Source organism: Acinetobacter rudis, assembly GCF_031157835.1.
Taxonomy (GTDB): domain Bacteria; phylum Pseudomonadota; class Gammaproteobacteria; order Pseudomonadales; family Moraxellaceae; genus Acinetobacter; species Acinetobacter rudis_A.
Map to the genome: position 1 here is coordinate 40,958 of NZ_JAVIDR010000020.1, position 24,173 is coordinate 65,130.

22 protein-coding genes are annotated in these 24,173 nt (G+C 38.0%); 11 read left to right on the forward strand and 11 right to left on the reverse strand.

Annotated features, from left to right (window positions below):
* Nucleotides 1-45: 45 nt before the first annotated feature.
* The 4 genes from RFH42_RS14080 to RFH42_RS14095 all read left to right on the forward strand — a co-directional run bounded on the left by RFH42_RS14080 (nucleotide 46) and on the right by RFH42_RS14095 (nucleotide 4,900).
* The gene (locus RFH42_RS14080) at nucleotides 46-306 is read left to right on the forward strand and encodes a hypothetical protein (RefSeq protein ID WP_308976382.1); all 261 of its coding nucleotides are present in this window, start codon (nucleotides 46-48) and stop codon (nucleotides 304-306) included.
* 140 nt (nucleotides 307-446) lie between these two features.
* Nucleotides 447-1,484 carry a class II fructose-bisphosphate aldolase gene (gene fba, locus RFH42_RS14085; protein ID WP_308976383.1) on the forward strand — a complete coding sequence of 346 codons (1,038 nt, stop codon included), beginning with the start codon at nucleotides 447-449 and terminating at the stop codon, nucleotides 1,482-1,484.
* Nucleotides 1,485-1,584: 100 nt separating this feature from the next.
* Nucleotides 1,585-2,448: an EamA family transporter gene (locus RFH42_RS14090; RefSeq protein ID WP_308976384.1), complete on the forward strand. Its 864-nt coding sequence runs from the start codon at nucleotides 1,585-1,587 to the stop codon at nucleotides 2,446-2,448.
* A gap of 181 nt (nucleotides 2,449-2,629) precedes the next feature.
* Nucleotides 2,630-4,900: a TonB-dependent siderophore receptor gene (locus RFH42_RS14095; RefSeq protein WP_308976386.1), complete on the forward strand. Its 2,271-nt coding sequence runs from the start codon at nucleotides 2,630-2,632 to the stop codon at nucleotides 4,898-4,900.
* Between the two features lie 6 nt (nucleotides 4,901-4,906).
* Here the strand turns inward: RFH42_RS14095 and RFH42_RS14100 are convergent, their stop codons facing one another.
* The 4 genes from RFH42_RS14100 to RFH42_RS14115 all read right to left on the reverse strand — a co-directional run bounded on the left by RFH42_RS14100 (nucleotide 4,907) and on the right by RFH42_RS14115 (nucleotide 8,117).
* A complete protein-coding gene (locus RFH42_RS14100) occupies nucleotides 4,907-5,947 on the reverse strand; it encodes an AlbA family DNA-binding domain-containing protein (RefSeq protein WP_308976387.1) in 1,041 nt (346 codons plus the stop codon).
* Between the two features lie 170 nt (nucleotides 5,948-6,117).
* A complete protein-coding gene (gene nfsB, locus RFH42_RS14105) occupies nucleotides 6,118-6,774 on the reverse strand; it encodes an oxygen-insensitive NAD(P)H nitroreductase (protein WP_308976389.1) in 657 nt (218 codons plus the stop codon).
* A 98-nt stretch (nucleotides 6,775-6,872) separates the two neighbouring features.
* The gene (locus RFH42_RS14110; RefSeq protein WP_308976391.1) at nucleotides 6,873-7,589 is read right to left on the reverse strand and encodes a UDP-2,3-diacylglucosamine diphosphatase; all 717 of its coding nucleotides are present in this window, start codon (nucleotides 7,587-7,589) and stop codon (nucleotides 6,873-6,875) included.
* 18 nt (nucleotides 7,590-7,607) lie between these two features.
* Complete coding sequence (locus RFH42_RS14115; protein ID WP_308976392.1) at nucleotides 7,608-8,117, reverse strand: peptidylprolyl isomerase; 510 nt, start codon at nucleotides 8,115-8,117, stop codon at nucleotides 7,608-7,610.
* A 160-nt stretch (nucleotides 8,118-8,277) separates the two neighbouring features.
* Here RFH42_RS14115 and RFH42_RS14120 point away from each other — a divergent pair, with 160 nt between their 5' ends.
* Entirely contained in the window at nucleotides 8,278-9,999 is a 1,722-nt protein-coding gene (locus RFH42_RS14120) for a glutamine--tRNA ligase/YqeY domain fusion protein (protein WP_308976394.1), read from the forward strand.
* Between the two features lie 90 nt (nucleotides 10,000-10,089).
* On the opposite strand, the gene ruvC is transcribed toward RFH42_RS14120, so the two are convergent.
* The gene (ruvC, locus tag RFH42_RS14125) at nucleotides 10,090-10,635 is read right to left on the reverse strand and encodes a crossover junction endodeoxyribonuclease RuvC (RefSeq protein ID WP_308976395.1); all 546 of its coding nucleotides are present in this window, start codon (nucleotides 10,633-10,635) and stop codon (nucleotides 10,090-10,092) included.
* A gap of 481 nt (nucleotides 10,636-11,116) precedes the next feature.
* Between ruvC and RFH42_RS14130 the strand changes: the two genes are divergently transcribed.
* From RFH42_RS14130 to RFH42_RS14145, 3 genes are all read left to right on the forward strand, one after another.
* The gene (locus tag RFH42_RS14130; RefSeq protein WP_308976396.1) at nucleotides 11,117-11,680 is read left to right on the forward strand and encodes an FxsA family protein; all 564 of its coding nucleotides are present in this window, start codon (nucleotides 11,117-11,119) and stop codon (nucleotides 11,678-11,680) included.
* 97 nt (nucleotides 11,681-11,777) lie between these two features.
* Complete coding sequence (locus RFH42_RS14135; protein ID WP_308976397.1) at nucleotides 11,778-12,443, forward strand: LysE family transporter; 666 nt, start codon at nucleotides 11,778-11,780, stop codon at nucleotides 12,441-12,443.
* A 449-nt stretch (nucleotides 12,444-12,892) separates the two neighbouring features.
* Nucleotides 12,893-13,138 carry a hypothetical protein gene (locus RFH42_RS14145; RefSeq protein WP_308976401.1) on the forward strand — a complete coding sequence of 82 codons (246 nt, stop codon included), beginning with the start codon at nucleotides 12,893-12,895 and terminating at the stop codon, nucleotides 13,136-13,138.
* A gap of 76 nt (nucleotides 13,139-13,214) precedes the next feature.
* Here RFH42_RS14145 and metK read toward each other — a convergent pair whose 3' ends face one another.
* The 4 genes from metK to RFH42_RS14165 all read right to left on the reverse strand — a co-directional run bounded on the left by metK (nucleotide 13,215) and on the right by RFH42_RS14165 (nucleotide 17,148).
* Entirely contained in the window at nucleotides 13,215-14,381 is a 1,167-nt protein-coding gene (metK, locus tag RFH42_RS14150) for a methionine adenosyltransferase (protein ID WP_308976402.1), read from the reverse strand.
* A 209-nt stretch (nucleotides 14,382-14,590) separates the two neighbouring features.
* Nucleotides 14,591-14,830, reverse strand: a complete 240-nt coding sequence (locus tag RFH42_RS14155) for a hypothetical protein (RefSeq protein WP_308976404.1) — start codon at nucleotides 14,828-14,830, stop codon at nucleotides 14,591-14,593.
* Between the two features lie 230 nt (nucleotides 14,831-15,060).
* Nucleotides 15,061-16,149, reverse strand: a complete 1,089-nt coding sequence (gene trmA / locus RFH42_RS14160) for a tRNA (uridine(54)-C5)-methyltransferase TrmA (RefSeq protein ID WP_308976405.1) — start codon at nucleotides 16,147-16,149, stop codon at nucleotides 15,061-15,063.
* A gap of 78 nt (nucleotides 16,150-16,227) precedes the next feature.
* A complete protein-coding gene (locus RFH42_RS14165) occupies nucleotides 16,228-17,148 on the reverse strand; it encodes a LysR substrate-binding domain-containing protein (RefSeq protein WP_308976406.1) in 921 nt (306 codons plus the stop codon).
* Nucleotides 17,149-17,469: 321 nt separating this feature from the next.
* Between RFH42_RS14165 and RFH42_RS14170 the strand changes: the two genes are divergently transcribed.
* On the forward strand, nucleotides 17,470-17,811 hold the full coding sequence (locus RFH42_RS14170) for a hypothetical protein (protein WP_308976407.1): 342 nt from the start codon (nucleotides 17,470-17,472) through the stop codon (nucleotides 17,809-17,811).
* A gap of 34 nt (nucleotides 17,812-17,845) precedes the next feature.
* On the opposite strand, the gene RFH42_RS14175 is transcribed toward RFH42_RS14170, so the two are convergent.
* On the reverse strand, nucleotides 17,846-18,775 hold the full coding sequence (locus tag RFH42_RS14175; RefSeq protein ID WP_308976409.1) for a LysR substrate-binding domain-containing protein: 930 nt from the start codon (nucleotides 18,773-18,775) through the stop codon (nucleotides 17,846-17,848).
* 172 nt (nucleotides 18,776-18,947) lie between these two features.
* Between RFH42_RS14175 and RFH42_RS14180 the strand changes: the two genes are divergently transcribed.
* The gene (locus RFH42_RS14180) at nucleotides 18,948-20,141 is read left to right on the forward strand and encodes an acyl-CoA dehydrogenase (protein ID WP_308976410.1); all 1,194 of its coding nucleotides are present in this window, start codon (nucleotides 18,948-18,950) and stop codon (nucleotides 20,139-20,141) included.
* Nucleotides 20,142-20,508: 367 nt separating this feature from the next.
* The gene (locus RFH42_RS14185) at nucleotides 20,509-21,735 is read left to right on the forward strand and encodes a CaiB/BaiF CoA transferase family protein (RefSeq protein WP_308976411.1); all 1,227 of its coding nucleotides are present in this window, start codon (nucleotides 20,509-20,511) and stop codon (nucleotides 21,733-21,735) included.
* A 56-nt stretch (nucleotides 21,736-21,791) separates the two neighbouring features.
* Here RFH42_RS14185 and ppk1 read toward each other — a convergent pair whose 3' ends face one another.
* A complete protein-coding gene (gene ppk1, locus RFH42_RS14190; RefSeq protein ID WP_308976413.1) occupies nucleotides 21,792-23,870 on the reverse strand; it encodes a polyphosphate kinase 1 in 2,079 nt (692 codons plus the stop codon).
* Nucleotides 23,871-24,173: the final 303 nt, after the last annotated feature.

Below are 24,173 nucleotides of genomic sequence, written 5' to 3' on the forward strand. Positions count from 1 at the left end.
GCAATATATTGGACACGAAATAAATCACTCATTGTGGAAAATCTGATGAAATTTAAAGTCATTGTTGCTGCGCTTATTCTTGCTCCTTTGGCATTAACTGCATGTTCTAAAAAAGAAAAGGCTGCTGAAGATCAATCTGCTTCTGCTGTGGTAACACCTACAGATTCTGAAAAGGTTACTCCAGAGCAACAAGCTGCGATTGATTCAATTGATAAACCAATTGCTGATGAAAAGAATACAGATGTACCAGCAGAGGTTGCTGCTAAGCCTGCTGATGCTGCAACACCAGAGACAGATGCTAAATAAACTAGATTGAATAACAATAAGTTGTAGATATGAATGAAAAGTCCCCGTGAAAACGGGGACTTTTTTTAAAATAAGTCGAATTGTTGCTGAATTGCTAGCTTTCCCCATGTAGAATATGGGGCATTACCTGGGAGGATATTATGGCTCTTATTTCATTGCGCCAGCTCTTGGATCACGCCGGCGAAAATAATTACGGCGTACCAGCATTCAACGTAAACAACCTAGAACAAATGCGCGCAATTATGTTGGCCGCAGATGAAACAAATTCACCTGTGATTGTCCAAGCCTCTGCAGGCGCGCGTAAATACGCAGGTTCACCATTTCTACGCCATCTAATTTTAGCTGCTGTAGAAGAATGGCCGCATATTCCTGTTGTAATGCACCAAGACCATGGAACAAGTCCAGACGTTTGCCAGCGTTCTATTCAATTGGGCTTTAGCTCAGTCATGATGGATGGTTCTTTGGGTGCTGACGGTAAAACACCAACATCTTATGAATACAATGTCGATGTAACACGTCGTACAGTGGCTATGGCTCATGCTTGTGGCGTTTCTGTAGAAGGTGAAATTGGTTGTTTAGGCAGCCTAGAAACGGGTCTAGCAGGTGAAGAAGATGGTGTAGGCGCAGAAGGCGTTTTAGATCATTCTCAACTGTTAACTTCGGTTGAAGAAGCTCGCCAATTCGTTGCTGATACTCAAGTTGATGCACTTGCGATTGCAGTGGGTACTTCACATGGTGCTTATAAATTTACTCGTCCACCTACAGGCGATATTTTAGCAATTGATCGTATTAAAGAAATTCATGCAGCTTTACCAAATACACATTTGGTTATGCATGGTTCAAGCTCTGTGCCTCAAGATTGGTTAGCTGTAATCAATGAGCACGGTGGTGACATCAAGGAAACTTATGGTGTACCTGTTGAACAATTGGTTGAAGCAATTAAACATGGTGTGCGTAAAATTAATATCGACACTGATTTACGTTTAGCTTCTACTGGTTCAATTCGTCGTTTCTTGGCTGAAAATCCAAGTGAATTTGATCCACGTAAATACTTTGCTGCATCTGTTCAAGCAATGAAACAAATCTGTATAGATCGTTACACTGCATTTGGTACAGCAGGTCAGGCTGATAAAATTCGCCCAATTTCTTTAGAGAAAATGGTTGAACATTATAAATAATTCATTGCATTTGCATTGATATATTAAAAGCGTCCACTTTAAGTGGACGTTTTTTTCATGTATATAAAGCCAAGCTTGCTTAATATTTTGGAAAAATAATATGCATTTTATTGTATTTGCTGCTTTATGCAGTGTCGCAGTTTCAGTTTTACTTAAGCACTGTAAAAGTCAGCAAATTGATATTTTGCAAATGTTGGCTTGGAGCTATTTGCTCGCAATTACCTTGTGTTATGTATGGTTCCAACCTGATTTTTCACATTTAAGTTTAACCGATACACCATGGTGGATCATTGCAATTTTAGGTCTAGTCTTACCAGGTGGATTTATTGTACTTGGACGCTCACTACAACGTGCAGGGGTAATTAAGACTGAAATAGCACAGCGATTATCTGTAATTTTATCACTCTGCGCTGCTTATTTATTTTTTAATGAACAGTTAAATAGTCTGAAAGTCATTGGTATATGCTTAGGGCTATTTGCCATGCTGTGTCTGGTTTGTTCTCGTTCGGATCAGCTGGCAGCATTTCGTTCTGCCGCACAACATCAAGGTGCGATGTGTTCTTTGGCAACAGTATGGGGTATTTATGCTTTAGTAGATATTTTACTTAAATATACCAGCGGATTGGGTTTACAGTTTGCTGTAACGCTAAATTTAAGTTTTATGTTGGCTTTTATTTTTATTTTTTCCTTCTTAATCTTAAGAAAAACCCAATGGACTATGCGTGCAATGTACGCTGGTTTGTTATTAGGGGTAGTTAATTTTGCGAATATTGCATTGTATATAAAGGCACATCAGTGGTTAAAAGATTCACCTTCAGTTGTTTTTGCAGGAATGAATATTTTGGTCATTTTATTAGGTGCTATGGCAGGTTTAGTTTTCTTTAAAGAGCGTTTAAATAGGTTGAGTAGTGCTGCTATTATTTTTGCTACAGCCGCTATTTTTTGTTTAGCTAAGGCAATTTAAAGCCAGTAAGTATTTATAGTCGTTTGAAATTAAAAATCTGGTCAAAAAAGTCCAGATTTTTATAAATAAATTAATTTGTTACATAGTAAATATATTTTTTTGAATAAAAATAATGGCATGAGTTTACTTAGATAGCTCTAAAAATAATAATAATCATTCTCATATAAATTATCCTATTATTATGAATACATATTTTAAAAAAAATGCCATTACTCAAGCAATTTACACAACTGTTTTATGGGCAGTATGTTGTCCAGTGGCATTTGCAGAAACGACTTCCAATCCTGAGTTGGTGCAGTTACCTACAATCACTGTTTATGCCCAAAGCATTGACGATCAACCGCAAGGTGAAATAACTGAAGGAACTGGTCGCTTTAAGGCAAAATCATCTCGTGCCTCTTCAAGATTAAAACTAGATATTAAGGAAACACCACAATCAGTGAGTGTGGTCACTCGTGAGCAGATTGAACAACGGAATTTAAATATTATTGATGATGTTTTGGATGCTACACCTGGGATCTTTGTTACTAAACTTGATAGTGAGCGTTCTAGTTATTATGCACGTGGTTATCAGGTGAATAATCAACAAATAGACGGATTACCCATTGCAGATAATGCACCACGAACGGATAGTTTTTTCTTTGATCGTGTTGAAGTGATTAAAGGTGCCTCAGGGTTAACAGGTTCTACGGGTGATCCATCTGCCACAATTAATATGATTCGCAAACGTCCAATGAAAGAGTTTGCTGGTTATGCTGCGACCTCTATTGGTAGCTGGGATACCATTCGTACTGAAGCAGATGTTTCTATTCCTTTAACTCAAGATGGCCGAGTAAGAAGCCGTCTGATGGGAGCTTATCGCGATGGTGACTCCTATATGGATTATTATTCCCTACAATCTGTTGCTGCGATGGCAATCGTTGAGGCAGATTTGACTGATAAACTTACAGCTAGTTTGGGTTTCCAATATCAAGAAAATAAGCCTCAAGGTTCAACTTGGGGCACAGTGCCTTATTGGTATGCAGATGGGCGTTTGGCTAACTTGCCTCGTAATTTTAGTTTAGCCAATAGCTGGAATACTATTAATGAAAGTGACCGTACTGTACTGGCTGATTTAACTTATCGCTTTGATAATGACTGGATGATAAAAGCAGCAGCAACTTATTCTTTTTCTAAAAGCTTTTGGTTGATGTCTTATGGTGGTAGTGGTTTTCCTAAACAAGATGGTACAGGGATCGGAGTTTGGAGTACTGTTTATCCCACAACGGAGTCAAAAAAAACCAGTCTTGAGTTATATGCGAGTGGTCCATTTCAATTATTTGATCGTCAACATGAGTTAGTTATTGGTGCTAGTGGCTTTCATCTGAGTAGTGATTCGCCCTCAGGAATGCTATTCGGTAAGGCCAGTGATCAATTAACTTGTACTAAAAAAATTAATGACACCAGTACAATTCCAAGTACAAATATTGGCGACAACTGTGTAATTAATGATTGGCATACTTGGGATGGTAATGCGACTAATAAACCTGATTATATGGTGATACCAGCAGATAAAGACAAAACTCAACGCAATTATGGCTTATATTCAACCTTACGTTTAAATATTACAGATCCTTTAAAAGTTATTATTGGTGGGCGACAAAGTTATTATAAAGCCAGTAATGGCAATAAAGCTGATATTGAGCAAGATAAATTTACGCCATATTTTGGTGTGACTTATGCTTTAAATGACCAATATACAGCTTATGCAAGTTATACGGATATGTTTAATCCAAGTAAAAAAAAGGATAGATATAATAACTACTTAGAACCAGAAGTAGGAAAAAGTTACGAGTTGGGGATAAAAGGGACTTTCTTTGACGATAAATTATTAGCAACAGCTGCGGCATTTTGGTCTCAAAAGGAAAATGTTGCAATCAAAGATGAGGATGCAATTGCCAAAGGAATTAAGGTGGATGGTACTGATCCAATGATGTCCTCTGGTTCTGGTCTAGATATTAATGGTTTTGAAATTGAGGCAGTGGGAGAGATATTGCCGCATTGGAATATAACTGCTGGGTATACCTATGTGAATAGCGTAAGCTCTGCCGATGTTGCAGCCTCAACCACGATTCCTCAAAATCAAGTGAAGTTTTTTAGTCAATTTAATTTACCCAGTTCTTTGTGGCAAGGTGCTGAAAAATTGAGTATTGGAGTAGGGGTAAATTGGCAAAGTGATTTAGTTAAAAACCTAACCAAGTCTGCACCTCAGGGCAGTGATGGAATCATGCGCCAAGATGCATATTTCTTAGCCAATGCACAAGTGAATTATAAATTTAATGATATGGTTTCCACGGGATTACAGGTGACAAACTTATTTGACAAAGAATATTATCAGAATATTGGTTTTTATAATGGTGTCTACTGGGGGGAGCCACGTAAAGTGACATTCACCTTGCGTACACGTTTTTAAGTCAGATTAACAATAATATTCCTGCTGAAAGCAGGCAATCAATTCTGGTGGAACTCGGATTGTTTGCGCATTATTTCGCATATATAACTCGCCCTTATAATAAAGAGGGCGGTCTGCTTTGTTACATTGAAAAACCAATATTGTTTTACCTTCGATTTGAATATCCTCCAAAGTGGTGTAAATATTGGAGCGTTTTTGGCTTTCATGAGCAAGCTTATCTAGGAGACCTCTTTTCATTAGGTCTAATGAACCTTGAAAATGTTCATGAAGTTCTTGTTCAATACCTATAATACTTTGGTCATCTGCTATACCTATAAACACATAGCCTTTACGTGTATTCATAAATGCAAAACAAGCTTTAATCCATGTATCAGATTTTTTATTGCTCAGTAAGTCAGTTGTGCGTTGTTTAAACTCAATACGGTTATTTTCATTCTGAGCAATTAATCGTTGGTATTTTTCAGCTAGGCTTTGTTGTTGATATTGCGAGAGAGTATGTTGAATTTTAGCAAGAGAACGGTAAGCAGAGGCGCTTTCTAAATTATCAATGTCTTGCCAACGATAAAGTAATTTATTTTTTTGTTGAATGTTAATATTTGGATCATGCAGGAATTCTATACTGTGTTGTAATGAGGCATAGATTTCATGGTAAATACCATGGGATGAGTTGGGAAGTGCTATTTTTTGAAAGAGATCGTAAATATGGTCAATTTTTTTTTGGATGTGCAGTGGATCTTGATAAAAACTAAAATATTTAAATTCATTTAAAATTTGAGTATAGGGTCGATGAAAAGAGGCGGGAAATAATTCTTTGGCAGGTATTTTTATATACTTTTCAATGCGCTGATAATAATAACTTAGGGTAGGGTACTCAGAATAATGGCTGCAATTTATGTCCGTCCGTGCCATTAAATCAATTGTTGTATAGGCTTGAAAAAACAACAAAGTTTGGATCTCTTTATATTTAAGGGGTTGATCCTGCCAATGCCTCTCTAGATATTCATTAAATATCTTGAACTTATTTGCTAGATAGTGGTTTAGGTCCATAAGTAATACCTAAATACAAACCATTTAAAATGGTGTCCAATTTTTATCTAAAGCATAGCATTGCTTTAAGTATTCTAGATGACAGTTTTTTGACTAAAAATATCTGAGTTCCGAATAAGAAAATGACGATGTAGCCATAATGGTATACATCGTCCAATTGAGTGAATTTTTTAAGGTAAAATACTAATGATTTTTTCACGTTGTAGGCGAGATTTAGGTAGAGGAGCGTTAAAATCTTGCTCACTACGATAACCAAGTGCAACGATAACACTTGGTTTAAGCCCCTGTTCTGTGAGTTTTAATTCCTGTGTCAAAATCTCAGCATTAAATCCACCAATAGGGGTTGCATCAATACCTTGTACGGCAGCAGCCAATAATAGTTGACCCAAGGCAATAAAGGTTTGGTTTTCTGTCCAACGCGAAACATCCCCTTGCACTTGTCGATAATAGTCAACATAGAATGCACGGCTATTCATTTGGTTTTGTTGCACTTGTTGATCTTTAAACCGACCATCTTGCGCTTCTTTATTAATAATATTGCTTAAATGTTCTTGATTAATATCGGTTTTACTGCAAAACACAATAGTGTGAGATGCATTTAAAACTTTAGGGGCATTATAAGCATAATCACCGACTAAAGCTGTCGCAATACGTTGTTTTGCGGAGTCTGTCGCTGCAACAAAAAAATGCCAGGGTTGGATATTAATAGAGGAAGGGGTAAGTTTTAAAACTTCAAGTAGTTGATCAAACTCAGGCTGTGGAATGACTTTACTTGCATCATAAGCCTTGGTGGTATAACGCTGCTGTAGTACTTTAAGTAAATCCATGATTCATTATATAAATAACTAAGAAAGCTTAAGTATAGCCAATTTATCTACATACGATAGACAACATATCAAGTTTTTCGAAGCGAAATATTGCGGTCTTAGAACATAAAGTGATGCATCACCCATTCACCCTCGTCATTGACTTCCAAAATTTCAGCACTTTGTGTTGACATGCGCCAATCGCCAAGTACGATGCGAAATTTTTGATCAATTTGATGAACCATTGGGCGATGTGTATGGCCATGAATTAATACATCACACTGACTGAGAGCCTTTTGTACTGCTGCTGGGTGAACATCCATAATGTTAGCCATTTTTTCTTGTTGAGCAGCTTGACTCTGTTTGCGTAAATTATTGGCTAGTTTTTTGCGAAAGCTTAATGGTGTGTTACGTAACACATTTAAAACAAAGGGATTTCGAATAAACTTCTTGAAACGCTGGTAAGAGCGGTCATCCGTACAAAGTGCATCACCATGTTCTAAACGGAAACATGTTGAGCCTAGGGTGAGATAGGCAATTTCGGGTAATAATATGCCATTAAATTGTTGTAAGAACTTTGTACCTAAAACAAAATCACGATTACCTGCTTGAAAATATACTTGATTGCCGCGTGCGTGGAATTGCTGTAATGCGGTGACGATTGGTTTTATCCATTCTTCATCATTATCATCGCCTAACCAAGCATTAAACCAATCACCCAAAATATAGAGTTGAGTATTACGGTCAGCGTAGTCTACAAGCAAATCTAAAAACCCCCGAATGAATCGAGGGTAGTTTTCAGATAAGTGCAGATCTGATATAAACAGATAAGTCACTAATAATCCAAATGAAAATTATTCTGAGATGATTTTAGCAGATTCAATAACAATGTTCTCTAAAGGTACGTCTGCATGATAACCACGGTTACCAGTGCGAACACCTTTGATTGCTTCTACTACATCCATACCTTCAACCACTTTACCAAACACAGCATAACCCCAACCTTGAGCAGTTTTACCTGAGTGGTTAAGAAAAGCATTATTGCTTACGTTGATAAAGAATTGTGCAGATGCAGAATGTGGTGCTTGAGTACGTGCCATCGCAATTGTACCAATATCATTGCTTAAGCCATTGTCTGCTTCGTTTTCAATAGAGTCACGAGTTGTTTTCTCTTTGAAGTTTTCATCCATGCCACCGCCTTGTACCATAAAGCCATCGATAACACGGTGGAAAATTACGCCATCATAAAAACCATCACGAACATATTCTAAAAAGTTTGCTGCAGTAATTGGTGCTTTTTCTGAATTGAGTTCAAGAACGATACGTCCTTTGTTGGTATTTAATTCGACTTGAGGAAAACTCATTCTATAATCTCCTAAACATAGCGAAATGCCATGGGTTTTTCGGTTGTGAGAAGCATAAGCAAACTGTAAACTACAAGGCAAGCAAAAACGTTATTTTCTTTGTTAAAATGTTGAAATAATGTTTTTATCTATTTTTTATTCAAGAAGTGATTAAGTAATTATGAAGCCAAATGCTGTTGTTTCAGATTTGCCAATGAACCCGACATCCACATCTACACCTGTCGATGCTCAGCAGCAAGAACAACAGGGTGGTTTGGATTTTATTCGTCAAGTGATTACCGATGATCTTAACGAAGGCAAGCACCAGTCTATTGTTACGCGTTTCCCACCTGAGCCAAATGGTTATCTACATATTGGTCATGTGAAAGCAATTTGCTTAAATTTTGGAATTGCACAAGAGTTTAATGGTAAATGTAATCTTCGTTTTGACGACACTAACCCTGATGCTGAAGAACAAGAATATGTCGATGGTATTGCGACAGATGTAAAATGGTTAGGTTTCAACTGGGAAGGTGAACCTTTATATGCATCAAGCTACTTTGATCAATTACATGCTTGGGCTATTCAATTAATTAAACAAGGTGATGCTTATGTTGATTTGCAAACACCAGAGCAAATCAAATTAAATCGTGGTTCTTTTGTAGAGGCGGGCACTAATTCACCTTATCGCGATGCGAGTGTTGAAGAAAACTTGGCACGTTTTGAACAAATGAATAACGGTGAGTTGGCAGAAGGTGCGGCAGTTCTTCGTGCAAAAATTGATATGGCAGCGGCAAACGTGCATATGCGTGATCCAATCATGTATCGTGTATTACATTCCGAACATCATCAAACAGGTGATAAGTGGAAAATGTACCCAATGTACGACTATGCACATCCACTATCAGATGCAATTGAAGGGATTACCCATTCATTATGTACACTTGAGTTCCAAGATCACCGCCCTTTATATGATTGGTTTGTTGAGAAAGTTAAAGCACCTGCAGTACCGCACCAATATGAATCAAGCCGTTTAAACATCGACTATACTATTACCTCTAAACGTAAGTTACGCCGTTTGGTTGAAGGTGGTTTTGTCAATGGTTGGGATGATCCACGTATGCCTACAGTGGTAGGAATGCGTCGTCGTGGTTTTACACCAGAAGGTTTACGTGATTTTTGTAAGCGTGTAGGTGTTTCAAAAACTGATGGTATTGTTGATGTTGCAATGCTTGAGTTTTCTATCCGTCAATCATTAGAAAATGCTGCAGCGCGTGGTATGGCTGTGTTAAATCCGTTGAAAGTCACTTTGACGAATTTACCAGAAGCATTAGAGCTTAAACATGCACGTCATCCAAATGTAGATATGGGTGAACGCGTGATTCCACTCACTCAAGAAATTTATATTGATCGTAAAGATTTTGAAGAAGTACCTCCAAAAGGCTTTAAGCGTTTGACTACTGATGGTGAAGTGCGTTTACGTCATGCCTATGTCATTAAATGTGATGAAGTCATTAAAGATGCTGCTGGAGAAATAGTTGAATTGAAATGTTCAATTGATCCAGAGACTTTAGGTAAAAATCCAGAAGGTCGTAAGGTTAAAGGTGTGATTCACTGGGTATCTGCAACACAAGGGGTACCTGCTGAAGTACGTGTTTATGATCGACTATTCACTGAATCAAACCCTGAAACTGGGGATGATTTCTTAGCTAACTTAAATCCTGAATCGCTGAAAGTGGTACAAGCAGTAGTTGAACCTGCACTCGCTCAGGCACAGGCAGAAGATCGTTTCCAATTTGAACGTGAAGGCTATTTTGTTGCAGATCGTTATGATCACTGTGCTGATAAACCAGTATTTAACCGTATTCTCGATTTACGTGATAGCTTTAAACCTGGTAAATAATCAAGCGCTATAATGTTTAAAAGCTCAGCCTATATAATGAGGCTGAGCTTTTTTATATGTAAAGTTAAAATAATTTTACATCGAAATAGTTCAGCGACGTCGGCTGCTATAACGACTACGCCCTCGGGCCATACCGCCTAAGGCATTGAGTACAGCCATTTTACTCATACTACCAGAAGCATGCGCATGACAAATTGCAGCAGCCAAAGCATCTGCTGCATCGGCTTGAGGTCGAATAGTTAAATTCAGCAGCTTCATTACCATCATTTGAACCTGCTCTTTATCAGCAGCACCATAACCGACAACAGATTGTTTGATCTGTCTTGCCGTATATTCTGCAACTTGCAGATCTAAATTGACTAAAGCGGCAATGGCTGCACCACGTGCTTGGCCAAGTTTTAATGCTGAGTCAGGATTTTGAGCCATGAAGACTTGTTCAACTGCGGCTTCAACAGGGCCGTGAAAACGTACAATACGGTCAACACCTGCAAAAATACGTTTTAGTCGCTCGGGCATGGCAGTAGTTTCGGTTTTGATTGTACCTGCATCAACAAAGCGTAAGGTCTGTCCATCTTTTTCTATGATGCCATAACCCGTCATACGTGAACCGGGGTCAATGCCAATAATTAAACTCATAATTGCTTTAAATCATTTATCTTGCGGCTATTGTTACATATAGAGTTATGACAGAGTGAAATTATTATTAAATTTGTCAAATCGATGTTATTTGTCTTTATCTAGAACCAAAAGCCTTTGCGTGTTTTTAATTTTCTGCGCTTGTGTACTGCGTGATGATACAAATAATATGAAATAATAAAACATTGCCGATGATCTTTGTCAGTCTTTTGAGTATCTGTAGTGATATACAAAATCTGAATATATGGTTTAGTTCTAAAGTGAATGAAGTACAAGAAATAGCTTATTTGCTGTATTTCAATGGATTAGAAACAAAATATCAGCTGGATTATGAGTACTAATACTAAATTTAAAAAAAATTACTGCATAAACTATCGTAAATTGACTTGAATAATGAAAACATCGTACCCATCATTGGAAGGAGCACTGTAAAAACCTTACAGTGTTATTTTTATTGCTATTTAGAGATGATGAAACCTTCATGAAACTATTCCCAATTATTCTGATTGCGATTATTGCTGAAATTGCTGTATGGATTGGTGTTGCCCAATTTATCAGTGGTTGGTATGTGTTTTTCTGGTTTATTATCGCATTCTTCATTGGCCTAAACATGATGCGTAGCAGTGCTGCTTCAATCATGCCGCAAATGCAACAAATGAAAATGACAGGTCAAATGAACGGAGATATTGCAGCAAATGGCAATATTTCTAAATTGATAGCAGGTTTCTTGTTAATGGTCCCAGGTTTAATCAGTGATGTTCTTGCTTTATTATTGCTTATCCCTGCGGTACAACGTTTATTCCGTAATTTATTTTTACGCATGATTGCTCGACGTCAACAAGCAATGATGGAGAAAATGATGGGTGGAATGATGGGCAATATGGGGGGAGCTGCTGGACAAAACCCATTTGAAGATTTAATGCGCCAAATGCAAAACCAACAACAGGGTGGCCGTTATCAAGATCCTAATATTATTGATGGTGAAGCACATGAGGTTGAGCCAGAACATAAACAAATTACCATGAAAGACGTCAATCCCAAATAATTGCCATGATTGAGATGAAAGGAGCTGAGAATGAAATCAGCTCTTTTTTTTGTTTAAAGAACAAGTTATTTGATGAAATATAAGCGAGCTGCAAAAAATGACCCTTTTACTCACCATCTGTCTTCTTCATTTTGCCGCTCAACTTACACCAGGGCCAGATATCTTACTCATCGTGAGAACTGCAGCAACAGACCACATTTACAATAGTTTGAAAGTAGTCGCTGGGATTAGTGTAGGAATTGCTGCATGGGTGTGTTTGACGCTATTAGGATTTAGTGTTTTGATCCAGCAATGGCCGTGGCTTCAACAGCTAATGATGCTATGTGGTGGCGCTTTTTTGGCCAAAATGGGGTGTGCCATGGTGAAAGAGGGCTGGTTGGTATATCAACATAAAAAGAAGGACATTCAATTTGCGACAACTCAATCTAGTCCAATTGAAAATGGTGTAGCCAAGACCTCAGCACAGTATTTTCTTTTAGGTTTATATACGAATCTGACCAATCCTAAGACTTTGATTTATTTTAGCAGTGTATTTTCACTTGCACTGAGTTCAACCGCTTCTCCATATTTAAAATTGCAATTGGCGGCGATTATACCCTTACAAACATTCGCTACATTTAGTGTATTGGCTTGGGTTTTGTCGCGTGAAGCGATTCAAAAGAAATATCAAGTAATTGCGCATGGGCTTGATATGATTTCAGGGATATTATTTTTGAGTTTTGCGGTTATATTGTGGATTGATATGTTGCACATGGGCTTCTAAGTCAGTTGGTGTATTGGTGGGCTGATATTGGTTTTGTGGAGCGAGTGTAGTCTGTTGATTTTCTGAGTTTGTATATTTTCTTTGACGGTTGGCGCGCTCTCTAAAGCCACCTTTGCGAATTAAAGTCATTGATATGATCCAGTATATGGGTTGTACTGCAAATATTTTAGCAAAGATATTGTTTTTTCCATAAAAATAGATGATAGGTTATGAATTAATGCTGTACAGTGCAGGCTGAAAATGGATTGAGAGCTATACTAGTCATAGTTTTTTAGCTATTTGTTAACAGCTAAACTAATTATTTGCTAGAGATACATTGTAGGTGTTTAGTAAGTTGTAATGGGTAATTCATACATAATTGGCTACTATCTGTTTGAGACATAGAAAATTATGTTGACTTATTTATCAATCATGGATGATTTAAACAGTGAAATAGGAGGATACCTATTATGCTTTACCGCTATCATTATCATTGTGCATGTTGTAATCACATTGTGGGCAGTGATCAAAAAGAATGTCCCGAGTGTGGTTCTCACCATATTCGAAGCCCAATTAGCCTATGGGTATTCTGTGTGTTTGCATGTCTTATTGTGGTATTACTCTTCACCTTAGTGAGCTTGTATGTGCAAGTGACTAGAGATACAAGTGATCTGCCAATATCACAATCAATTTTTGAAGTGATTAAAAAAAATTAATTCATCCAATTGATTCAGTATTTAGTTTTACGAAGACAAAAAAAGAAGCTCATTTGAGCTTCTCTTTTTTTGAAAATTAGATATTTGCAGATGCTTTGAGCGCTTCGGCTTTGTCTGTTTTTTCCCAAGTAAAAGCATGATCATTGCCTTCACGTCCAAAGTGACCATAGGCTGCAGTTTGCTTATACATTGGCTGGAGAAGGTCCAGCATACGAGTAATACCATATGGACGGAGATCAAAGTGCTCACGAACCAATTGTACGATTAATTCATCAGAGATTTTCCCTGTATTGAAGGTATTAATCGAAATAGACGTTGGTTCTGCAACACCAATTGCATAAGAGACTTGAATTTCGCATTTATCTGCGAGGCCTGCTGCAACAATATTTTTAGCAACATAACGACCAGCATAGGCTGCAGAACGGTCAACTTTTGATGGATCTTTTCCAGAGAAGGCACCACCACCGTGACGCGCCATACCACCGTAAGTATCAACAATAATTTTACGACCAGTTAGACCACAGTCACCCACAGGACCACCAATCACAAATAAACCTGTTGGGTTAATGTGGAATTTGGTTGCACTATGGAACATTTCTGCTGGAATAATCGGTTTAATAATTTCTTCGATAATCGCTTCTTTGAGGGCAGCTTGACTGATCTCAGGATCATGTTGTGTTGAAAGCACAACAGCATCAAGACGTACAGGCTTACCATTTTCATAAGCAAAAGTAACTTGGCTTTTTGCATCTGGACGTAACCATGCCAATTGGCCGTTACGACGCAATTCGGCTTGTTTTTCCATTAAGCGGTGTGCATAAGAGATCGGTGCTGGCATAAGCACATCGGTCTCACGACTCGCATAACCAAACATTAAACCTTGGTCGCCTGCACCTTGGTCTTCAGGTTTTTGGCGGTCAACACCTTGTGCAATTTCTGGGGATTGTTTACCAATCATGTTAATAACAGCACAGGTAGAACCATCAAAGCCCAAATCTGTATGATGATAACCAATACCGTTTACCGTTTGGCGAACGACATGTTCAAAATCAACATTTGCAGTGGTTGAAATCTCACCAGCAAGCACGACTGCACCGGTTTTTACTAAGGTTTCACAAGCCACTCGAGCGTATGGGTCTTCTTTTAAGATTGCATCCAAGATAGCGTCACTGATTTGGTCAGCCATTTTATCAGGATGACCTTCGCTAACAGATTCCGAAGTAAAAACGGCATACTCGCGCATGAAAGTCCTATTACAGTTTACTTATAAAGACGCAATATGTTACATCGAGAACAAGATTAGGACTAGCTCAACCTTAATAAAATACATGAATTAATTTCAATTGTATGTTTTTATTGCAGTTATATGGGTTAAAAATAATACAGATCGGTGTTTATATTTTTTTCTATAATAAAAAAATGGCATTGTATCCATGCAATGCCATTTTTCACTTAATTAACTTTCGTCGTAGAATTCGCTTCGATCAAGGCATCTAATTCTTTGCGGGTATAGCCGCGTGACATTAATACCTTGGTTTTTCCTTGACGGATCTCAGGATCATGTTCCTGTAATAATGAAGCAATAAGTTGTTCATTCGACGTACATGCACAGTCATTCTCAACACAAGCGACTTGATTACGTAGCTCGTTTTTATGTTGATTAGATCGCAACAAATTTTGCCAAAAACTCATAGAGCCTTCTTTATAAACCTAAGATAGTACGGACTATATCCAATATAAAATAAATTACAAGCATCTACGAGGGGGGAAAGCGGGTGTTGAAATCAGCTTTTTTCGATTATAAATTCAATTTTAAACGATATTATGCAACAAAAGTGATAAGCAATTTTTATAAAAATATAGTTTTCAATAAGTTAATCAGACCACTCAAAAGTGATCTGATATTACTATTTCATAGTTACTTACAATTTTTCTAAAAGTACTCCACATTCTACATGATGTGTAAAAGGGAATTGGTCGAATAATGCAAATCTCTTGATTGCATGAGTTTGTGTTAACTGAGTTAAGTTATCATGTAAGGTATCAGGATTGCATGAGATATAAATAATGCGGTTAAAGTTTTGCATTAAGCCTAGCGTCTGCTTGTCAATTCCTGCACGTGGTGGATCAACAAAGATGGTATCAAAATCATAGGATTGAATGTCAATATCTGCTTCTTGTAAGCGTCTAAATTCACGTTCAGCACCATAGGCTTGAGTAAACTCCTCAGCGGAAAGACGGGCAATTTTAATATTGTCTATTTGATTTTGTTGGATATTCCATTGTGCCGCATATACAGAAGATTTAGCCAATTCAGTAGCGAGTACCTGACGAAAATGCTTAGACAAAGGTAGGGTGAAATTACCATTACCACAATATAATTCAAGTAGATCTTGCTCAGACTGTCCAGCAACTTGGCAAGCCCAGGCCAGCATTTTTTCACACACTTTCGCATTGGGTTGAGTAAAGCTGTTTTCGTATTGTTTGTAGGTATAGCTTTGCTTTTCAACCTCTAAGCTTTCTAAAATATATTCATCACTGAATACAAACTTTTGTTTGCGACTACGACCAATAAGTTTAATGTTAAAATCGATAGCCAGTTGTTTAGCTGCTGCCTCCCAATCTGCATCAAGTTGACGATGGTAAATAATAGTTACCAGCATTTCACCCTTAAGGCTACAAAGAAAGTGGACTTCAAATAAGCGTTTGCTGAGTAGTGGATTGGCTTTTAAAGCTGATAATAGTTTAGGCATCAACTGGTTAATGGCTTGATCCGCTATTGGAAATTCGTCAATACGAATGACGGTTTTATGTTGATTTTCGCCAGATCGATCAAACATGGCATAAAACATGTCATCCTCAGTATGCCATACTCGAAACTCTGCACGCATTCGGAAGTTGTTCGCAGCAGAGTCGAATACTTCGAGTTCAGGTGTTGAGAACGTAGCAAATTGTGTTTGGATACGTTCAACTTTGGCATTTAACTGTTGCTGATAAGCGGGAGTGGTCATAAATCTCGTATTCAATTAGGCTAGAGCGAAAAATTGCCGAGAATCTTAACAAACTTTTTTGTTTTGTGCTTGTGTGATCTATGTAGTGTGGCGTGATTCGATATTTTGACCGAGACGTTCTACTAGATAATCAATAAAAACTCGAACGGCTGGCAGTACGCCTCGTCTAGACGGATAGACTGCATGGAAAACGCCATGAGGTGCTTTCCAATCCGGGAGCACTCGAACAATCTGTCCACTTTTCACATAGTTGCACGCAATCGTATCTGGCAGTAGGGCTATACCACAGTCTTTACTAACCAACTGCGCTAGCATATTGAGGTCAGATCCCATAATCATCGGATTAATTTTGATTTTTACTTGCTGTTGCTGGTTATTGTACAGTACCAAGCTTTGGTCAACGTGGTCTGCAACCATACTCAGCAGTCTATGTTGGCTGAGGTCATCAGGGTGCTTAGGAGTGTCATATTGATTTAAATAGGCTTGACTGGCAAACAAGTGTTGTTCAATTTTTTGAAATTGTCGAATAACTAAGCTCGGATCTTCATCTAAATTTGAACGTACTCTTAAAGCAACATCAATTCCTTCGTGTATAACATCAAAGCGATGATTACTAACAAAAAGTTGAACTTTGATTTCAGGGTAACGTTTTAAAAACTCAGGTAAAATTTGTGTGATTTCATTTTGGGCAATAGTGACAGGCAAACTGACTTTAATTAAGCCACGTGGTTGTACACTTAAGTGATCAACTAAATCATGGGCTGCTTGAGCGGCATTTATCATCACTTGAGCATGTTGATAAATTGTCATACCTACATCGGTCACTGCGAAATGTCGAGAACTACGCTGAATTAGACGTACACCTAAGTTTTCTTCCAGTTGGCTGACTCGGCGACTAAGTTTGGACTTGGGGATATCTGTAACGCGTTCAGCTGCGCTAAAACCACCATGCTCTACAACCATTGCAAAGCAATAAAAATCATCCAAATCAGGCAGCATAGTTAATTCATCATTTCGTTATGTATAATGCTTTTTTTAAATAAATTGAGGCTTATTGTCAAATAAGTAATTGATTGAATCTTGTAATGAAAATTAGTAAAGATAAGGGATAACCCAATTTAGCTACATCAATAAGAATGCATATGTATTAGGGTGCATGGTCAAAAAAAATCATTTCAATAAGAAATGATCAGGCGAGAGCTGAGCTTAATCTAGAGCCACAGCAGTGTGAAAGTTAATTGGTCGGGAGAAAAGCAAGGGTAATGAGTTTTTAATTTAGATAAACTCTATTAAAATAAACTTTATTTTGTACTTTAAATTATGTCATTTCAATTGTTAAAACTTGATTCTGCACAAAACAACTTACATTGTCCTTATTGCCAATCCACAGTAATTGACACAACGGCAGAACAATATATACAGCCTTGTGCACATACTTTGTTTGTAGCGATGGATTTAAGTTTTGAATACGTGAGTGATGTTTTTGAGACTTCACTTCAAAGAACTGTAGATGATATTCATGCTCATGATGATCAGTTGAATATTTTTCAAGAGATCAGCCAGTCAAACTACCCACAATTTGTAATCTATCAGATGGATTTAGGTATACATGATTTGTCTCGCTATATTGGTTTTACACCTCAAGCGATTATTGAGCATTGATACTGTAGTGGTCGTGACTATTTTCAATATATCTTTACTGAGATTGTTGTAGTAACCAAGCTGAAAATTTATCAATTAATGGGCTTGGCTGTTGTTCTGAGTAGACAAAATAGTACGCGCGAGCACCTAATAGTTTCTGGGTGGAGGCGATGATTAAATCTCCAGCAGAAAGCTCACTTTGTAGAAGATTTTCTGGAATCAGTGCTAAGCCAAGATGATGTGTTGCTGCAACAGCTAACATTGAAAATAGTTCATGACGTTGCCCCTCTAGTGCTCCAGGGTGATGGAAACCAGCTAAATTAAACCATTCTTGCCAAATATGGGGGCGAGTGGTTTGCTGTAATAAAGGGAGCTTAGCCATTTGCTCTGCGCTTAATTGAAGTTGGCCAGATGGCAAGCTTGACTGTATTTCGGGTAAGTATTTACGAATTAATTGTGGTGAACAAACAGCAACTAAATCTTCTGGCATAAGCAATTGTGATTTGATCCCTGGCCAATGTTGGATTTGTTGGGCTGTACCTGTATAAATGGCTGCATCAAGTAAATTTTCACTAAATAAAAATGGCTTTGTACTGGTTGTTAAATGAATAGTAATTTCTGGGTGTAAGTTATTGAATTGGTGTAATCGTGGTAATAACCACCGTGTAGCAAAAGTAGGGACAACACCTAGTCTTAGTGTTCCACCTAAACCTTTATGCGTCATCAGGTCTTGGGTGCTTTGTTCTAAGCCTGAAAGTAAGGTTTTTATATTATTATAATAGTGTTCGCCTGCCGCAGTGAGCTCAACGCCATAACGTGAACGCTGAAATAAGTCTAAGCCAAGCTGTTGTTCAAGTTGTTTGATTTGGCGTGATACAGCACTTTGAGTAAGAAAAAGTTCCTGCGCAGCATGCGTATAGCTCAGGTGTTTGGCAGCAGATTCAAAACAGAGTAAAGCTTGTAATGAGGGAATCATTCTACGCATTGCAAGGGGTCTCCATGTTCCTTGGTAAAACTATATTAATGGGTGAAGTGGCTCAGTTATGCGTAAAACGCATAGCTGGATGTTATTTAATTGTTTGCTTCAGCCCTAAAAGCATCCTAGCATGAGTTTATTAAAACTGCTTATTACTCAATGCATAGGAAGCAATAAATCAATGACTACTCATTTTAATTGGCAAGACCCTTTACTCCTTGAGCAACAGTTGACTGAAGAAGAACGCATGATTAGAGATACAGCTCATGCATATAGTCAGAAACATTTACAAACGCGTGTACTCGAACAATTCCGTCATGAACAAACAGATATTGCGATCTTTCGTGAAATGGGTGAATTAGGGTTACTTGGCCCTACGATTGCTGAACAGTATGGTGGTGCAGGATTAAATTATGTGAGTTATGGACTCATTGCTCGAGAAATTGAGCGTGTGGATTCTGGGTATCGTTCGATGGCAAGTGTGCAAAGCTCTTTGGTAATGGTCCCAATCGAGAGTTTTGGTACTCAAGCGCAAAAACAAAAATATTTGCCTAAGTTGGCAACAGGCGAATACATTGGTTGCTTTGGTCTAACTGAACCAGATCATGGTTCTGACCCAGGTAGTATGATCAGTCGTGCTAAAAAAGTTGCGGGTGGTTATCGTCTGACGGGTAGCAAAATGTGGATTACAAATAGTCCAATTGCAGATGTATTTGTAGTATGGGCAAAAGAGGTTTCTGAGCAAGGGGGAGTTGGGCCAATTCGTGGTTTTATTCTAGAAAAAGGCTGGGAGGGGCTGAGTGCTCCTGCAATCCATGGCAAAGTTGGCCTACGTGCATCTATAACAGGGGAAATTGTTATGGATAATGTCTTTGTCCCAGAAGAAAATGCATTCCCCGAAATTAGAGGATTAAAGGGGCCTTTTACGTGTTTAAACAGTGCACGTTATGGGATTGCGTGGGGGGCAATGGGAGCAGCAGAGTTTTGTTGGCATACAGCCCGTCAATACACCTTAGATCGTAAACAATTTGCACGACCACTTGCAGCAAATCAGTTGATCCAAAAGAAACTTGCAGATATGCAAACTGAGATTGCTTTAGGACTTCAAGCCGCACTACAGTTTGGCCGTATGAAAGATATGGGGGTAGCCTCTGTTGAGGGAACTTCATTGATTAAACGTAATAATTGCGGTAAAGCATTGGATATTGCACGTTTAGCTCGTGATATGTTGGGTGGTAATGGGATTAGTGATGAGTTCGGTGTTGCTCGTCATTTGGTAAATTTGGAAGTCGTGAACACCTATGAAGGTACACATGATGTACATGCCTTAATATTAGGTCGTGCTCAAACCGGCATCGCCGCATTCTGTAATTAATTTAATTGTCATTTAGTCATTGTAGGTGTTCATTCGTGAACACCTTGTGGGCACTTGTGTTTGAAAAATGGGAAAGCTTAATGATTCATTATTGGAATGTTTAAGTTTTACATCAATGGTTTGTTTTAAATCGGCAAGGAAATAGAAAAATAATAGGCTGAATATATTGATGTATTGCTAATTTCACGATGTCTCATTTAGGAAAATGAGGTGAATGTATAAATGAGCAGAGACATTCAAAATAATAGTGCAAGCATATTAACTGGTCTGTTTATTAGAGACCGCCAGTATGATCCACAGCAATAATAAACTTGGGGAGTTGAAGTTTATTTTCATCATAACAGTATAAAGAATATAGGAAATATAAATGGGTGCACTAAAAGGTATACGTGTTTTAGATTTAAGTCGGGTACTTGCTGGGCCATGGTGTAGCCAAATATTGGCAGATCTTGGTGCTGAGGTAATTAAAATTGAGCGGCCTAATGTGGGCGATGATACTAGAACATGGGGACCCCCTTGGATGCCTAATGGTTTAGGTGAATGTAGTAGTGAATCTGCTTATTATCAATCAACTAATCGTAATAAATACTCAGTTGCAATTGATATAACAACAGTCGCAGGTCAAGCATTACTACATAAAATGGTTCAAGATGCAGATGTGGTAATTGAAAATTATAAAGTAGGCTCACTACAAAAATATCAGCTGGATTATGAAAGCTTAAGTAAGATTAATCCTAAATTGGTTTATTGCTCAATTACTGGTTATGGCCAAAATGGACCACGTGCAGTAGAACCTGGCTATGATTTTGTTTTGCAAGGTTTATCGGGCTTAATGAGTATTACTGGACCAGATGCTAGTCATGGTGGGGAACCACAGAAAGTTGGCGTTGCTGTGACTGATATTCAAACGGGTTTATATGCAACGATTGCCATTCAAGCAGCATTATGGGCAAGACAACAGAGTCAACGAGGGCAGTATATTGATATTGCTTTATTTGATGTGCAGTTGGCTGCACTAGCAAATCAAACGATGAATTATTTAGCAACGGGTATTGCACCACAGCGTATGGGGAATAAACATCCAAATATTGTTCCCTATCAAACCTTTTCTGCAAAGGATAAGCAATTTATTATTGCTTGTGGTAACGATGGACAGTTTGTTGCGCTTTGTCAGGCAGTTGGTTTAGAAGAATTAATTCATAATCCGCATTATGTGCGTAATCAGGATCGTGTTAAATATCGAGAAGATTTGATTAATATCTTTGCTAAGCATTTTTTACAACAGGATGCAGAGTATTGGGTAAAATTGATTCATGCTGCGAAAGTGCCTGTAGGTTTGGTGAATAATATTGCTGAGGCTTTGGCAGATCCACAAGTTGAACATCGTAATATGTTAGTCAATATTCCACATCGTTTTAATAGTGATTTTAAAATGATTGCTTCACCAATAAAATTATCTGAAACGCCAGTGGAATATCGCCGTGCACCACCATTATTAGGTCAGGATACACAAACTGTTTTGGCGCAATTCTGTGATGAAACAGAGATGGCACAGTTACAACGTGATGGTGTAATTGAACTAAGAGAAGGTTAGCATCTTATTGTTAATAACAGCCCTGTATTGCAGGGCTGTTTATTTAGATGTCGGATTTAGGCTGTGGGTGTAATGTTTCGTTCATCCATTAAATATTGCTGTGCAATAAATGGAGTTTCACCTGGTGCTGGTTGTACGGGGTGCCATTGATCATGCTCATCGAGTTCCCAAGCACGTACATTGTCTTTTAAATAGTTTAATAGACCTTGTTCAATAATCTGTTTGCGTAATTTTTTATCTTCAATAGGGAAACAGGTTTCAACTCTAGAAAATAAATTACGTCCCATCCAATCTGCGCTAGAACAATACAACTTAACTTCGCCATCATGTAAGAAATAGTAAACACGTGTATGCTCAAGAAAACGTCCTACAATAGAGCGAACACGAATATTTTCAGATAGGCCAGCAACTTGTGGGCGTAAACAACAAATTGAGCGAATAATTAGATCAATTTTAACACCAGCCTGCGAGGCCTTATATAAAGCTGCGATGAGTAAAGGTTCTGTAAGTGCATTTACCTTAATAATAATGTGCGTTGCTTTACCAGCCTTTGCAAACTCAATTTCTTGTTCAATTAATTGAATTAAATGCGCATGGAGCGTAAATGGGGCATGAAAGAGCTTTTTAAGTTTAGCCATGCGTCCCATACCCGTTAACTCTTGGAAGATTTTATGTACATCTTCACAAATATCGTTATCGGTGGTTAAAAGGCCGTAATCGGTATACATTTTAGCATTGCCAGCATGGTAGTTGCCTGTACCTAAGTGGACATAACGTTTTAATTTATCATGTTCACGACGTACAACTAAAATCATTTTGGCATGGGTCTTGTAGCCTACAATGCCATATACAACGACGGCACCAGCTTCTTGTAAAATATTTGCCACTAAAATATTAGATTCTTCATCAAATCTAGCACGTAACTCAATGACAGCTGTTACCTCTTTACCATTACGTGCTGCCTCAGCAAGTACTTGTACAATTTCAGAGTCAGGCCCACTACGATAGAGTGTTTGCTTGATTGCAAGTACATTTGGGTCTTGTGCTGCTTCACGTAGTAATTGAATAACGGGAGCAAATGAGTCAAAGGGGTGATGCAATAAGAAATCACGTTTAGATAACACTTCAAAAAGTTGATGCCCTTGACGTAATGCTTTGGGAATAACTGGTTGATAAGGTTTAAAGCGCAATTCAGGAATATCAAAGTTGGCCAATAGGCGAGTAAGATTTACAGGGCCATCGACACAGTATAGATGTTGAGGGTCGAGATCAAACTGCTCAAGTAAGTATTGGTGAAGTTCTGGAGGTGTATTTTTGGCGACCTCCAAACGAACTGCACGCCCAAAACGTCGTGAAGATAATTCACCTTTTAATGCTACTGCAAGGTCATCTACATCTTCTGCAACGGTCAGATCGGCATTTCTTGTAACTCGAAATTGATAACATCCTGTTGCAGTCATTCCTGGAAATAAATCACTGATATGTTGTTGGATGATAGCCGAAAGTAAAATGTAATGCTCTTGGCCTCCTGTTAACTCATTAGGCAAGCGTACAACACGGGGAAGTGAGCGTGGTGCAGGAACAATGGCGAGTTCAATTTGACGACCAAATGCATCTTTACCAGAAAGTGTCACAATAAAGTTCAGGCTTTTGTTGACCAAACGAGGAAAAGGATGTGATGGATCAAGACTAATAGGGGTAACAACGGGTTGAACTTGGCTAAAGAAGTAGTCTTTAATCCACGTTTTATGTTTTTCTAAAATATCGGCATATTGAATAAAGCGAATACCATAGTGCTGTAGTTGTGGTAAAAGCGTGTAGTTTAGAATTTGATATTGTTCTTCAACTGCCTGATGTGCGAGCTCTGAGATTTTTTCTATAATAATCTCATTAGGGATGGCATCTGGTGCAGTGGTGATTAAATTCAAATCCATTTGTTTCATTAGTCCTGCAACACGAATTTCAAAAAATTCGTCGAGGTTCCTAGAAAAAATAATTAAAAAGTTTAACCGTTCTAAAATAGGATGATTTTGATCTTTGGCTTGTGCCAACACGCGTTTGTGAAATTCAAATAAGGAAAGTTCACGATTGGTATAAGTCATGGAGCTGTGCTGGAACTCATTGTTCATAAACATAATCTTCGCAGAAAAAGGAGCTACTGATATCAATGTCTGCATACTAAGTGGGGTATGTGACAAATTTGTTACACCATGATAAAACAATACATCAATATGAGGACTGGGCGGTAGACTTTAGCGGTAGATGAGTGCACATTTATTTTTCAATAAATTTTTCATTCCTATATAAGAGAACCAACATTAAAAAGTATTGATTTAAAGAAAATAGATTAAATCTGTAGGATATTTAGCCTAATAAAGGGGTATTTCACTCATTTGGTTTAAAAAACAAACGACCGGAATAAAAATATTAAAATAGGG

Bases quoted from the DNA above. Each gene is read 5' to 3' on its own strand.
- metK (WP_308976402.1), bottom strand. From the start codon at position 14,381: ATGCGCGAGTATGCCGTTTTTACTTCGGAATCTGTTAGCGAAGGTCAT.
- RFH42_RS14090 (WP_308976384.1), top strand. From the start codon at position 1,585: ATGCATTTTATTGTATTTGCTGCTTTATGCAGTGTCGCAGTTTCAGTT.
- ppk1 (WP_308976413.1), bottom strand. From the start codon at position 23,870: ATGTTTATGAACAATGAGTTCCAGCACAGCTCCATGACTTATACCAAT.
- RFH42_RS14100 (WP_308976387.1), bottom strand. From the start codon at position 5,947: ATGGACCTAAACCACTATCTAGCAAATAAGTTCAAGATATTTAATGAA.
- RFH42_RS14095 (WP_308976386.1), top strand. From the start codon at position 2,630: ATGAATACATATTTTAAAAAAAATGCCATTACTCAAGCAATTTACACA.
- fba (WP_308976383.1), top strand. From the start codon at position 447: ATGGCTCTTATTTCATTGCGCCAGCTCTTGGATCACGCCGGCGAAAAT.
- RFH42_RS14130 (WP_308976396.1), top strand. From the start codon at position 11,117: ATGAAACTATTCCCAATTATTCTGATTGCGATTATTGCTGAAATTGCT.
- RFH42_RS14165 (WP_308976406.1), bottom strand. From the start codon at position 17,148: ATGCTGCCTGATTTGGATGATTTTTATTGCTTTGCAATGGTTGTAGAG.
- nfsB (WP_308976389.1), bottom strand. From the start codon at position 6,774: ATGGATTTACTTAAAGTACTACAGCAGCGTTATACCACCAAGGCTTAT.
- RFH42_RS14145 (WP_308976401.1), top strand. From the start codon at position 12,893: ATGCTTTACCGCTATCATTATCATTGTGCATGTTGTAATCACATTGTG.
- RFH42_RS14185 (WP_308976411.1), top strand. From the start codon at position 20,509: ATGGGTGCACTAAAAGGTATACGTGTTTTAGATTTAAGTCGGGTACTT.
- RFH42_RS14155 (WP_308976404.1), bottom strand. From the start codon at position 14,830: ATGAGTTTTTGGCAAAATTTGTTGCGATCTAATCAACATAAAAACGAG.
- RFH42_RS14135 (WP_308976397.1), top strand. From the start codon at position 11,778: ATGACCCTTTTACTCACCATCTGTCTTCTTCATTTTGCCGCTCAACTT.
- ruvC (WP_308976395.1), bottom strand. From the start codon at position 10,635: ATGAGTTTAATTATTGGCATTGACCCCGGTTCACGTATGACGGGTTAT.
- RFH42_RS14180 (WP_308976410.1), top strand. From the start codon at position 18,948: ATGACTACTCATTTTAATTGGCAAGACCCTTTACTCCTTGAGCAACAG.
- RFH42_RS14120 (WP_308976394.1), top strand. From the start codon at position 8,278: ATGAAGCCAAATGCTGTTGTTTCAGATTTGCCAATGAACCCGACATCC.
- RFH42_RS14175 (WP_308976409.1), bottom strand. From the start codon at position 18,775: ATGCGTAGAATGATTCCCTCATTACAAGCTTTACTCTGTTTTGAATCT.
- RFH42_RS14080 (WP_308976382.1), top strand. From the start codon at position 46: ATGAAATTTAAAGTCATTGTTGCTGCGCTTATTCTTGCTCCTTTGGCA.
- trmA (WP_308976405.1), bottom strand. From the start codon at position 16,149: ATGACCACTCCCGCTTATCAGCAACAGTTAAATGCCAAAGTTGAACGT.
- RFH42_RS14115 (WP_308976392.1), bottom strand. From the start codon at position 8,117: ATGAGTTTTCCTCAAGTCGAATTAAATACCAACAAAGGACGTATCGTT.
- RFH42_RS14170 (WP_308976407.1), top strand. From the start codon at position 17,470: ATGTCATTTCAATTGTTAAAACTTGATTCTGCACAAAACAACTTACAT.